Here is a 12,342-nt window from a genome sequence, read left to right as displayed (position 1 = left end):
TTCAGTCGGTGCGGATGATGCCCTTCATCACGATGTCGAGCATGCCCGTGCCGAGCAGGTCGCGATTGGACCACGGGAAGTCGGCCTTCAGGATCAGGGCCGCGACGACGCCGTGCATGGCCATCCAGCACAGCTCCGCGCAGGTGTCCGCCGGGTAATTGAGCTTGAGGCCGGAAGCTTCGGCCTCGGCCAGAATTCCCACGAGCCGCTGGAAGACGATGGCACCGCCGATGCCGGGGCGCGTCGGATCGTCCGTCGGCATGCGATGTCCCAGCTTGCGGATCGACTCGGGAATGTTCGTGCCCAGGAAGATCAGCTTGTACTCGTCGGGATGGGCCAGGCCGAACTTGAGGTAGGCCTCGCCGAAGCGCCGGATGCGCTCGCGCGGCTCACTCACGGTGCTCTCGATCTCAGCGATCCTCTCGATCAGGTACCCGAAGGTCTGATCGCAGAGCGCGAGCATCATCTGTTCCTTGTCGGGGAAATAGAGATAGAGGGCGGGCGCCGACACGCCGACCCGGTCGGCGATCCTGCGGATGGTCGTGGCCTCGTAACCCTGCTCCAGGAACAGTTCCTTGGCAGCCTGGAGGATTTCCTCGCGGCGGGTATGGCCCTCACCGCGCTTCTTCCGGCCGCCCGTCGCCGCTGTCGAGAAAGCGTTCACCGGGGTTCTCCTGCCCTTGACTCTTATATTAACGTCGGTAACTTATCAATGGTAAGTTAACGGCGTTTAGATTCTTAGATCCATTGTAAACGTCTGAAGGAAGGCCCGCCATGCGTCTCCCCAACGTTCGTCTCCCTCACGCCTCTGTGACGAAGCTGGCCGTTCTGGCAGCCATCGGTGTCACCATGGCAGGCGGCGCCTTCGCGGCCTATTCGCTCACCCGCGATCCCGCCGGCCCCTCGGCCGGCGCCGAGGCGGTCATCCGGCCGGCCCGGGTTGCCGAAATCAGCTACAAGACCCAGAGCCGGACCCTGCTGCTGGCTGGCACGGTGGTGCCTCGCATCGAGAGCACGCTCGGCTTCCGCGTTGCGGGCAAGATCGTGCAGCGTTCGGTCGATGTCGGCGCGGTCTTGAAACCCGGCGACGTCATCGCTGTCCTCGATCCCGCCGACTACCAGCTGGCCGTAGACAATGCGCGCGCCGCGCTCGCGTCGGCTGAAGCCGATTATGTGCGCGCCAAGGCCGATCACGATCGCTACCTGAATTTGCGCGGCAGCATGGCCTTCGTGCCGCAGACCCTCGACCAGCGCCAATCGCTGGCCTCGACCACCCTCGCCCGCGTCGACCAGGCCAGAAGCCAGCTTTCCTCGGCGGAGAACAACCTCGCCTACACGGTGCTGCGCGCCGACGCGGCGGGCGTCGTCACCGCCGTGCAGGCCGAGGTGGGTCAGGTCATGTCGCAAGGCCAGGGCGTGATCCGCCTGGCTCGAACGGAAGAGTTGGAGATCGTGGTCGGCGTTCCCGAGCACCGGTTGAAGGTGGTGCGCGCGGCGCAGGGTGCGAGCTTCGAACTCTGGTCCGATCCCGGCCGGCGCCACGCCGCCCGGCTCCGCGAACTCTCGCCCAGCGCCGATCCGGTGACACGTACCTATGCCGCGCGCTTCAGTGTCCTCGAGCCGCCGGAGTTCATCGGGCTCGGCATGACCGCGACCCTGGGATTCGAGCGGCCCGACGCAACGCCGGTGGCTGAGGTACCGCTCTCCGCCATCTTCCAGCGCGGCACGCAGCCCGCTGTCTGGGTGGTAGATCGAGATACCGGCACGGTGGAACTGCGCCCCGTGTCCATCGCGCGGTGGCGCGACGACACGGCCGCCATCCTGTCGGGCGTGAAGGAGGGCGAACTGATCGCCACCGCGGGCGTGCACAAGCTCGAGACCGGCCAGAAGGTGAAGCCGCTCCCGCCGCAGCAACAGGCGGCCCGCTAGCGACTCTGCCCGGCCGACTTCGCTCCAAGGGGAGACGATCCATGACGACGCGCACCAACCTCTCGGCGCTGGCGCTGAAGTACAGCACCCTCACCGTGTTCTTCATGATCGCGCTGACGCTGGCTGGCTTCTATGCCTTCTTCAATCTCGGCCGCGCCGAGGACCCGCCCTTCACCATCAAGCAGATGGTCGTCTCGGCCGCCTGGCCGGGCGCCACCTCGCGTGAGGTCGAGCAGCAGGTCACCGAGAAGATCGAGACCAAGCTTCAGGAGCTGCCCTACTTCTTCAACGTCCAGAGCTACACCAAGCCCGGCGAGACGGTGATCTATGTCTCGCTGCGGGACGACACGCCGCCCTCCAAGGTCGCGGACCTCTGGTACCAGGTGCGCAAGAAGGTCGGCGACATCAGGAACTCGCTGCCGCAGGGCGTGGTCGGTCCGTTCTTCAACGACGAGTATGGCGACACCTACAGCATGATCTGGGCCTTCGAGTCCGACGGCTTCTCGCCGGCCGAGGTCAAGGAGATCGCCAAGGCGGTGCGCCAGCGCCTGCTGCGCGTGCCCGACGTCACCAAGGCCGACCTGTTCGGCCTGCAGGACGAGAAGATCTACATCGAGTTCAGTCACACGCGCTTGGCCATGCTGGGCGTGCCGGTCGACCAGATCCTCGAGGTCGTGCGCCGCCAGAACGCGATCGTGGCCACCGGCACGGTCGAGACCAAGGGCGAGCGCGTCGCCGTCAGGGTCGATGGCGCGCCGACCTCGGCGGAGCAGCTCATAGCCCTGCCCTTCACCGCCAACGGCCAGACGCTCACCCTGGGCGACGTGGCCGAGATCAGCCGTGGCTACCAGGATCCGCGCCAGCTTGCCATGCGCTACAACGGCAAGGCCGTGATCGGCCTCGGCGTCGTCATGGCCCCGGGCGGCAACGTCCAGAAACTGGGCGCCGCCCTCGACAAGACCATGGAAGAGGTCGAAGCCGGCCTGCCGGTCGGCATCACCGTGCATCGCATCGCCAACCAGCCCGAGGTCGTCACCAAGTCGTTCGAGGAGTTCAGTTCGGCGCTGCTTGAGGCGCTGGCCATCGTGCTGGTGGTTTCCTTCATCAGCCTCGGCGTCCGCACCGGCGTGATCGTGGCGCTCTCCGTCCCGCTGGTGCTGGCCATCACCTTCGTCGGCATGCTGATGCTGGGCATCGACTTCCAGCGCATCTCGCTCGGCGCGCTGATCATTGCGCTCGGTCTGCTGGTCGACGACGCCATCATCGCGGTCGAGATGATGATGGTGAAACTCGAACAGGGCGCCAGCCGGCTGGAGGCCGCGACCTACGCCTACACCTCCACCGCCTTTCCCATGCTGACGGGCACGCTCGTGACCGCGGTGGGCTTCGTGCCGGTGGGCTTCGCGCGCTCCAGTGCCGGCGAGTACACCAACTCGATCTTCTGGGTCGTCGGCCTGTCGCTGATCATCTCGTGGTTCGTGGCCGTGCTGTTCACGCCGTGGATGGGCTACCACCTGCTGCCGACGCCCAAGGTCCAGCACCATGATCCCTACAACAGCCGCCTCTACACGCTGTTCCGCAAGGTCGTCGTGTGGTGCGTCACCTGGCGCAAGACCACGATCGTCATCACGGCGCTGGCCTTCGTGGGCTCGCTCGCGGCCTTCGGCCTGGTGTCCAAGCAGTTCTTCCCGACCGCCAACCGCCCCGAGCTGATCGTCGACATGAAGCTGGCGCAGGGCGCCTCGTGGGCCGCGACCGACGCCGAGATCCGAAAGCTCGAAACCTGGCTGGCCAACGATTCCGACGTCGCCTCCTACACCGCCTATGTCGGCGCCGGCAGTCCGCGCTTCTACCTGCCGACGGTCCCTGAGCTGGCCAACGCAAATTTCGGCCAGATCATCGTCATGACCAAGGACCTGGTGGCGCGCGAGCGGGTCGTCGCCGCCCTCGACGACCTCTTCAAGAAGGATTTCGAAGCCGTCCGCGCGCGCGTGCAGCGCCTGCAGAACGGTCCGCCCGTCAGCTACCCGGTCATGTTCCGCGTGCTGGGCGACGACCCGCAGCAGGTGCGACAGGTGGCAGAACAGGTGCGCCAGGTCTTCAAGGCCGATCCCGCGACCCGCGACATCAACTTCGACTGGAACGAACTCGCGAAGACGGTGCGCCTGGAAGTGGATCAGGCAAAGGCGCGCGCGCTGGGCGTCGATTCGCAGGCGCTGGGCAACACGCTGCAGACCCTGCTCACCGGCATCACCGTCACCCAGTATCGCGAGCGCACCGAATCGATCGACGTCGTCGCCCGTGCCGTCGCGCCGGAGCGGCTGAGCGTCGAGGGGCTGGAGTCGATCAACCTCCGCACCTCCACCGGCGGCGTGGTCTCGCTGGCCCAGCTCGCGACGCTCAAGTACGAGCTCGAGGAGCCGATCCTGTGGCGACGCAACAAGGACCTGCTGATGACCGTCCGCGCCGGCGTCGCCGACGGCGTGCAGGGGCCGGACGTGGCCGCCCGCCTCGACAAGGCGCTGGCGCCGATCCGCGCGACCCTGCCGCCCGGCTATCGCATCGAGGTCGGCGGGGACCAGGAGGAATCGGCCAAGAGCCAGGCCTCGATCTTCAAGATGATGCCGCTGATGGCCTTCCTGATGATCCTGTTCCTGATGCTGCAGCTCCAGAGCTTCTCGAAGCTGGCGCTGGTCCTGCTCACCGCCCCGCTCGGCCTGATCGGCGTGTCGCTGTTCCTGCTGCTGTTCAACCAGCCCTTCGGCTTCGTCTCGCTGCTGGGCGTGATTGCGCTGGCCGGCATGATCATGCGCAACTCGGTGATCCTGGTGGACCAGATCGACCAGGACATCGAAGCCGGCCACAGCAAGTGGGACGCCGTGATCGACGCCACGGTGCGCCGCGCCCGCCCGATCGTGCTGACTGCCGGCACCGCGATCTTCGCCATGATCCCGCTGTCGCGCAGCGTCTTCTGGGGTCCGATGGCCGTGGCGCTGATGGGCGGCCTGCTGGTCGCGACCGCGCTCACGCTGCTGTTCCTGCCGGCGCTGTATGCGGCCTGGTTCAGGGTGAAGAAGCCGGACGCCGCGGCGGAGGTCGCACCGTTCCACCACGCCCCGCCCCCGCTGGCAATCGCGGCGGAGTAGACTGCGGCCCCCTACTCCGTCATCTCGACCGGAGCGCGCAGCGCGGAGTGGAGAGATCTTCTCTCCTCCAAGACCCGGCAAATCGTGGAGAGAAGGTCTCTCCACTTCGCCTCGCGGAGTTTATCCCGAGTATTCGAGGGGCTCGGCTCCGGTCGAGACGACGGGGTGATCGAGCTTCAAGAAATCCGGCCCTCGGCCGTGTGTATGTCTGTCGTCCGCGCCGCGCTGGTCTCGACGATGATCTCGATGCCGCGCACGATGTCGTCGACCGCCATCGACGGCGCACCGCCCAGCCGCGCCGCCTGCTCGGGCACGTAGGGAATGTGCAGGAAGCCGCCGCGCATCTTCGCCGGATGGCTCTCGATGATGTCCATCAGCGCATAGAGGATATGGTTGCAGACGAAGGTCCCGGCGGTGTTGGACACGGTGGCCGGCAGGCCCGCCTTGCGCATCTCCGCGACGCAGGCCTTGATCGGCAGGGTTGCGAAATAGGCGGCCGGACCGCCCGCGCGCACCGGCACGTCGAGCGGCTGTTTCCTGTCGTTGTCCGGAATGCGCGCGTCCTGGACGTTGATGCCGACCCGCTCGAGGCAGAGTTCGGTGCGGCCGCCGGCCTGGCCGACGCACAGCACGATGTCGGGCTTCACCTCGTCGATCGCCTTGCGCAGCACCTTCGCGGACTTCGCATAGGACGTCGGAAGGACCGCCGTCACCACGGTCACCTTTCCGATCTTCTTCTTCAGCCGGCTCACCGCCAGGGACGAGGGATTGACCTCGTCGCCGCCGAACGGATCGAAGCCCGTCACCAAGGCCTTCATGCTCTACTCACCTCAAACGAAAGGGCGCCCGATTGAGGGCGCCCCGACGTTAGTCCCAGGAAACCCGAAGGGCTACTTGTTGGCCTTGTCGACCGCGCGGCGGGCCATGACGCCGACCAGGTGGGCGCGATATTCGGCGCTGCCGTGGATGTCGCTGCTCAGGCCGTCGGCCGGGACCTTGATGTCCTTGATGGCAGCCGACGAGAAGTTCTTGGACAGCGCCTCTTCCATCGCCTTCACACGGAACACGCTGGGGCCGGCGCCGGTCACTGCGACGCGGACGCCCGCCGCCGTCTTGGCGACGAACACGCCGACCATCGCGTAGCGCGAGGCCGGGTTCGGGAACTTCATGTAAGCGGCCTTCTCGGCCTTGGGGAAGCTGATCGCGGTGATGATCTCGCCGTCGCCCAGCGCCGTCTCGAACAGGCCCTTGAAGAAGGCGCCGGCCGCATGCTTGCCGGTGTTGGTGGTCACCGTGGCGTTCAGCGCCACGACGGCCGCCGGATAGTCGGCCGCCGGATCGTTGTTGGCGACCGAGCCGCCCATCGTGCCGCGGTTGCGGACCTGCGGATCGCCGATATGACCGGCCAGGTCGGCCAGGGCCGGAATGACCTTCTTCACGTCGGCCGAGGTCGCGACATCACCATGCTTGGTCATGCCGCCGATGACGACGGTGTCGCCCTCGACCTTGATGCCGGCGAGTTCCTTGAGTCCGGCGAGATCGACCACGTCGCTCGGCCGCGCCAGGCGCTGCTTCAGCGTCGGGATCAGCGTCATGCCGCCCGACATCGGACGGGCTTCTTCATTGCCCTTGAGCAGGGCGATCGCGTCGGCAACCGACTTCGGGCGATGATAGGCAAAATCGTACATCTGGATTTCCTCCGTTTACTCGGCCGCCGCGCGCTGGGCGCCCTGGATCGACTGCCACACGTTGAGCGGGGTGGCCGGCATTTCGACATGCTTGACGCCGATCGGCGCCAGCGCGTTGTGAACCGCGTTCATCACGGCCGCGGGCGCCGCGATGGCCCCCGCCTCGCCGCATCCCTTCACGCCCAGCGGATTGTGCGGGCACGGGGTGACCTTGTAGCCGAGCTTGAACGACGGGAAGTTGTCGGCGCGCGGCATCGTGTAGTCCATGAACGAGCCGCTCAGCAGCTGGCCCGTCTCCTTGTCGTAGACCGCGCCCTCGAACAGCGCCTGGCCGACGCCCTGGACGATGCCGCCATGGACCTGGCCTTCGACGATCATCGGATTGATGATGTTGCCGAAATCGTCGACCGCGGTATGGGCGATGACCTCGACGATGCCGGTCTCGGGGTCGATCTCGACCTCGCAGATCTGTGTCCCGGCCGGATAGACGAAGTTCGCCGGATCGTAGAAGGCGTTCTCGTCCATGCCCGGCTCGATCTCGGCGAGCGGATAGTTGTGCGGCACGTAGGCGGCGAAAACCGCCTGGGCCAGCGGCACGGCCTTGTCGGTGCCGGCCACCTTGAAGGTGCCGTCCTCGAACACGACGTCGGCCACGTCGGCTTCCATGAGATGGGCCGCGATCTTCTTGCCCTTGGCGATGATCTTGTCGGTCGCCTTCATGATGGCCGAGCCACCGACGGCCAGCGAACGGCTGCCGTAGGTGCCCATCCCGAAGGGGGTCGTCGAGGTATCGCCGTGGACCACCTCGATCTGGTCCATCGGCACGCCCAGCCGGTCGTGGACGAGCTGCGCGAAGGTGGTCTCATGGCCCTGGCCGTGGCTGTGCGAGCCGGTGATGACCTGCACGTTGCCCGTCGGGTTGAACTTGATCTGCGCCGACTCCCACTGGCCGACGCCGCCGCCCAGCTGGCCGATCACCTGCGACGGTGCCAGGCCACAGGCCTCGATGTAGGACGAGAAGCCGATGCCGCGCAGCTTGCCGCGCGCCTTGGCCTCGGCCCGGCGGGCCTCGAAGCCCGGGTAGTCGGCGATCTTCATCGCCTCGTCGATGATCGGCGGGTAGTTGCCCGAATCGTATTGCAGCGCCACCGGCGTCTGGTACGGGAAGGCCGTCGACGGGATGAAGTTCTTCCGGCGCAGCTCGGCCGGATCCATCTTGAGCTCCGCCGCCGCCTTGCTGACGATCGTCTCGATGACGAAGGTCGCCTCGGGGCGTCCCGCGCCGCGATAGGCGTCGACCGGCGCCGTGTGCGTCACCGCCGCCTTCACGTTGGCGTAGATGAGCGGCGTCGTGTACTGGCCGGCCAGTAGCGTCGCGTAGAGATAGGTCGGGACCGCCGTCGAGAAGGTCGACAGATAGGCGCCCATGTTGGCGATCGTCTCGACCTTGAGGGCCAGGAACTTGCCCTCCTTGTCGAGAGCAAGTTCGGCATGGGTGACATGGTCGCGGCCGTGGCAGTCGGTCTGGAACGACTCGCTGCGCTCGGCCGTCCACTTGATCGGCCGGCCGACCCGCGAGGCCGCCCAGCACACCATGGTTTCGTCGGCGTAGCAGAAGATCTTGCTGCCGAAGCCGCCGCCGACGTCGGGCGCGATGACCCGCAGCTTGTGCTCGGGGATGCCCAGAACGAAGGCCGACAGGATCAGCCGCAGCACGTGCGGGTTCTGCGAGGTCGACCAGAGCGTATAGTTGCCGGTGCCCTTGTCGTATTCCGCCGCCGCCGCACGCGGCTCCATCGCATTGGGGATCAGGCGGTTGTTGACGATGTCCATTTTGGTGACGTGCGCCGCCTTGGCGAACGCCGCCTCGACATCGGCCTTCACGCCGATCTCCCAGTCGTAGATCAGGTTGCCCGGCGCCTCGGCGTGAACCTGCGGGGCATTCTTGTCGAACGCCTTGGCGAGGTCGACGTTGGCCGGAAGCACTTCGTAGTCGACCTTTATCGCTTCGGCCGCGTCCCTCGCCTCGTCGTGACTGTTGGCCACGACCATGGCGACGGTATCGCCGACATAGCGGACGGTATCGACCGCCATGACCGGATGCGGCGGCGCCTTGTGCGGCTCGCCGTGCTTGTCCTTCACCACCCAACCGCAGATCAAGCCGCCCACCTTGGCGTCGACAAGATCCTTGCCGGTGAAGATGTTGACGACGCCAGGACTCTTCTCCGCTGCCGAAATGTCGAGGCTCTTGATCTTCGCATGGGCATGCGGCGAACGCAGGAAATACGCGTAGGTCGCCCGGGCGAGGGGCAGATCGTCGACATAGCGACCGGTTCCGGTCAGGAAGCGCTTGTCTTCCGTACGCAGAACGCGGGCGCCGATTCCGGTGGCGGAGGTCATGGGGCTACACTCCTGCAGACTTCATGGCCGGAGCCGCGGCCAGGATGGCCTTGACGATGTTGTGGTAGCCGGTGCAGCGGCAGAGATTGCCTTCGAGTTCGCGACGCACCGTGGCCTCGTCGAGTACGTAGTTGTGGCGCTTCACCATGTCGATGGCGCTCATCACCATGCCGGGCGTGCAGAAGCCGCACTGCAGGGCATGGTTGTCGCGGAAGGCTTCCTGCATCGGGTGCAGCTTCTCGGCGCTCTCGGCGAGACCCTCGATGGTCGTGACCTTGGCGCCCTCGGCCTGGACCGCGAGCATGGTGCAGGACTTCACCGACTGGCCGTCGACGTGCACCACGCACGCGCCGCACTGGCTGGTGTCGCAGCCGACGTGGGTGCCGGTCATGCCGAGATTCTCGCGCAGGAACTGAACCAACAGCGTGCGCGCCTCGACCTTGCCCGATACGGACTTGCCGTTGACGGTCATGGCGACGGAAATGGTCATACTCGATCTCCCCTCACGTATTGATTTGCGCGGCCGCAACCATACACGGCCGCCGGGCGTTGGGCGGGACTCTGACAAGCCCGCCACATTGAGGTCAAGGGAATTGCTGGCGCCGAGCGCCAGCTGCTAGCGACTCGCAAGAAACACGAGGATCAGCACCACGGCGCCGATACCGATGACAGTCCAGTGACGATAGCCACGCTGCGCTGCAGCAGACGGCACGGGCGGCGGCGGATCTCCCGCCGGGTCCAGCGACGGCATCGTCACGAAGCGGCGGCAACGGGCGGCGGCGCACCGACACTCTCTGCGAACTTCCCGAAGAACTGATCGGCCAGCTTCTTCGCCGTGCCCGTGATCAGGCGGGCGCCGACCTGGGCGATCTTGCCGCCGACCTGGGCGTCGACTTCGTACTTCAGGATGGTGTCGCCGCCATCCTCGGTGAGGGTCACCACGGCGCCCCCCTTGGCGAAGCCGGCGACCCCGCCCTGCCCTTCGCCGCTGATCCGGTAGCCGTTCGGCGGATCGATGTCGGACAGCGTGACCTTACCCGAGAAAGCGGCACTCACCGGGCCGATGCGCAGGCGCACCTTGGCCGTCATCTCGGTGGGAGAAAGCATCTCCAGCGATTCGCAGCCCGGAATGCAGGCCTGCAGAATGGCCTGATCGTTCAGTGCCGCGAAGACCTTCTCCCGCGACGCCGCAATCCTGTATTCACCCTTGATTTCCATGTCGTAACTCCCGGCTTAGCGCCTACCACTTGTTCGTATAGGAGTCCGGCGGCAGTTCTGCCAGTGGCTCTCGTACCGAGAGGTAGATGGTGGCGGCATAGGGAACGGCCATCAGCAGCGCCAGGAACGCGAACCAGTTGGCCTGGGTGTTCCAGAACAGGGTCCGGATGACCCAGCGGCCGCCATCGGCCGAGACGAATCCCCCGGCACCGCCATCGTGCAACTTGATGGCGCCTTCGGTGACGACCAGCACGATCGCCCAGAAGACCAGCATCGAGACCAGCACGATCTCGGGCAGGACCGGCCCGAAGCGGCTCAGGCGGCGGTCCATGCGCACGAAGCCGCGACTGCCGTCGTAGCCCAGCAGGCGGCCGAACGAGAGCGCCCGGGCGAAGCGATGGTCGCGCACCACCGGCTCGGCGCGCAGGATGGTGATGGTCTTCCACAGCATGAGCACGATGCTCGGGATCACGAAACTCCAGATCGGGAAATCGCGGTAGCGGCCGTCAATGGCGATCTGGCGGAACCAGTCGCCGATCCGGATCACCCCGTCGTACCAGTCGATGCTGATCACGATCAGGTAGAAGATGCAGAGGACCGTCAGCGCGAGGTAGAGCACCTGCGCCAGCAGGTCGACCCGCCGCAGGATGCGGTAGCGCGGCAGCTCGCGCCACGCCCGCCAGGAGTCGCGGACCCGCGCGCTGTAGAGCGACGGGTCGGCCATCTGGCCGGTCAGGCTGTCGGAAATGCCACGCAGCAGCGCGTAGCTGAACAGGGCCAGCAGGATGCCCCAGAAGGCGACGCCCAGCGTGCGCTCGAAATAGAAGTTTCGCGACAGATCGATCCAGGTCGTCTGCACGTAGCAGGTCGCCACGAGCTGGGCGAACAGCGCGAAGATGAAGATGCCCTTCCAGCGACCCGCCTTGCGCTGCGACGCGTAGGCGAGCAGCAGCAACGCGCCGGCGATCGTCGAGATGGTGAACAGGATCTGCCAGTGCGGCTCCGCCCTCACCGGCTTGCCGAGCTCGAACTTGTCGTGGCGCTGGGCGTCGAGCAGTCCCCAGGCGGCGCCGACGGTCCCTTCCTGGCGCGCCTTCCAGTACTGGTCGAACGCCTCGATGAAGTTGTAGTCGAAACCTTCCCGCTCCGCGGCGCCGCGGAAGATCGAGAAGTATTTCACCTGCTCGACCCGGCCCGGGCGCGCGTCCGAGCGCATGCGGCCGTCGCTCGGCCAGCCGGTCTCCCCGATCACGATCTTCTTGCCGGGAAAGCGCTCCTGGACCTTCCTGTAGATGTCCACGAGGTGCTTCTCGATGGCCAGCTTGCCGTCAGCCTCCGTGCGGTCCAGCCCGATCGGCTCGTCTTCCCAGTACGGCAGGATGTGGATGGTGATGAAGTCGACCTCGTCGGCCAGCGACGGGTTGCGCAGCCAGAACTCCCAGACGTCGGCGTAGGTGACCGGCTGGGTAACGCGCTGCTTCACCTGGCGGATATAGCGGCGCAACTGGTTCGCAGTGAGGTCCTTGCGCAGCAGCACCTCGTTGCCGACGATCACCCGCTCGACCGTGTCCTTGTACTTGTTGGCATGGTCGATCAGCAGGTTGATCTGCTCGAGGTTTTCCTTGTCGTTGTCGTTCAGCCAGGCGCCGTGCCAGACCTTGAGCCCGTACTTGCCAGCGCGCTGCGGCACCGTCTCAAGGTTCTCCCCCGAGGAATAGGTCCTGACCGCCTTGACCTTGCCCTGCAGACGCTTGAGATCGGCCTCGATCTGATCGGGGGTTGGAAAGGTCCGCGTCAGCGGGCTCTGGCCCGGCCGGTAGGGAGCGAAGGAGACGCTCTGGAGAGGCGCGGCGTTCCAGCCGGCGATATCGACCGGCCGGTTCGGAACCCACCACCACAGGAAATTGAGAGCCGCCACGACCGCGAAAGCCAGCAGCGCCACGAGTGCACGCATGGACAGA

9 protein-coding genes are annotated in these 12,342 nt (G+C 66.2%); 2 read left to right on the top strand and 7 right to left on the bottom strand.

The annotated features are described in order from the left end of the window. Nucleotide 1 precedes the first annotated feature (1 nt). Nucleotides 2-664: a TetR/AcrR family transcriptional regulator gene (locus Q7V45_RS12630; protein ID WP_304852409.1), complete on the bottom strand. Its 663-nt coding sequence runs from the start codon at nt 662-664 to the stop codon at nt 2-4. Nucleotides 665-774: 110 nt separating this feature from the next. Between Q7V45_RS12630 and Q7V45_RS12625 the strand changes: the two genes are divergently transcribed. Together Q7V45_RS12625 and Q7V45_RS12620 are read left to right on the top strand one after the other, a co-directional pair. Beyond that, nucleotides 775-1,929, top strand: coding sequence for an efflux RND transporter periplasmic adaptor subunit (locus Q7V45_RS12625; RefSeq protein ID WP_304852407.1), 1,155 nt, complete (start codon nt 775-777; stop codon nt 1,927-1,929). Nucleotides 1,930-1,970: 41 nt separating this feature from the next. Beyond that, a complete protein-coding gene (locus tag Q7V45_RS12620; RefSeq protein ID WP_304852405.1) occupies nt 1,971-5,075 on the top strand; it encodes an efflux RND transporter permease subunit in 3,105 nt (1,034 codons plus the stop codon). Nucleotides 5,076-5,251: 176 nt separating this feature from the next. On the opposite strand, the gene pcp is transcribed toward Q7V45_RS12620, so the two are convergent. The 6 genes from pcp to Q7V45_RS12590 all read right to left on the bottom strand — a co-directional run bounded on the left by pcp (nt 5,252) and on the right by Q7V45_RS12590 (nt 12,335). After that, nucleotides 5,252-5,893: a pyroglutamyl-peptidase I gene (gene pcp / locus Q7V45_RS12615; protein WP_304852403.1), complete on the bottom strand. Its 642-nt coding sequence runs from the start codon at nt 5,891-5,893 to the stop codon at nt 5,252-5,254. A gap of 72 nt (nt 5,894-5,965) precedes the next feature. Then, complete coding sequence (locus Q7V45_RS12610; protein ID WP_304852401.1) at nt 5,966-6,763, bottom strand: xanthine dehydrogenase family protein subunit M; 798 nt, start codon at nt 6,761-6,763, stop codon at nt 5,966-5,968. Between the two features lie 15 nt (nt 6,764-6,778). Beyond that, nucleotides 6,779-9,163: a xanthine dehydrogenase family protein molybdopterin-binding subunit gene (locus Q7V45_RS12605; protein WP_304852399.1), complete on the bottom strand. Its 2,385-nt coding sequence runs from the start codon at nt 9,161-9,163 to the stop codon at nt 6,779-6,781. Nucleotides 9,164-9,167: 4 nt separating this feature from the next. Beyond that, a complete protein-coding gene (locus Q7V45_RS12600) occupies nt 9,168-9,653 on the bottom strand; it encodes a (2Fe-2S)-binding protein (protein ID WP_304852397.1) in 486 nt (161 codons plus the stop codon). Between the two features lie 263 nt (nt 9,654-9,916). After that, nucleotides 9,917-10,381: a carbon monoxide dehydrogenase subunit G gene (locus tag Q7V45_RS12595; RefSeq protein WP_304852395.1), complete on the bottom strand. Its 465-nt coding sequence runs from the start codon at nt 10,379-10,381 to the stop codon at nt 9,917-9,919. A 22-nt stretch (nt 10,382-10,403) separates the two neighbouring features. After that, nucleotides 10,404-12,335, bottom strand: a complete 1,932-nt coding sequence (locus Q7V45_RS12590) for a hypothetical protein (protein WP_304852393.1) — start codon at nt 12,333-12,335, stop codon at nt 10,404-10,406. Nucleotides 12,336-12,342 lie beyond the last annotated feature (7 nt).

The organism is Reyranella sp. (assembly GCF_030651995.1).
In the GTDB taxonomy this organism is placed as follows: Bacteria; Pseudomonadota; Alphaproteobacteria; order Reyranellales; family Reyranellaceae; genus Reyranella.
Note: the sequence above shows the minus strand (reverse complement) of the source record. Positions and strands in the feature narration are given on the sequence as shown.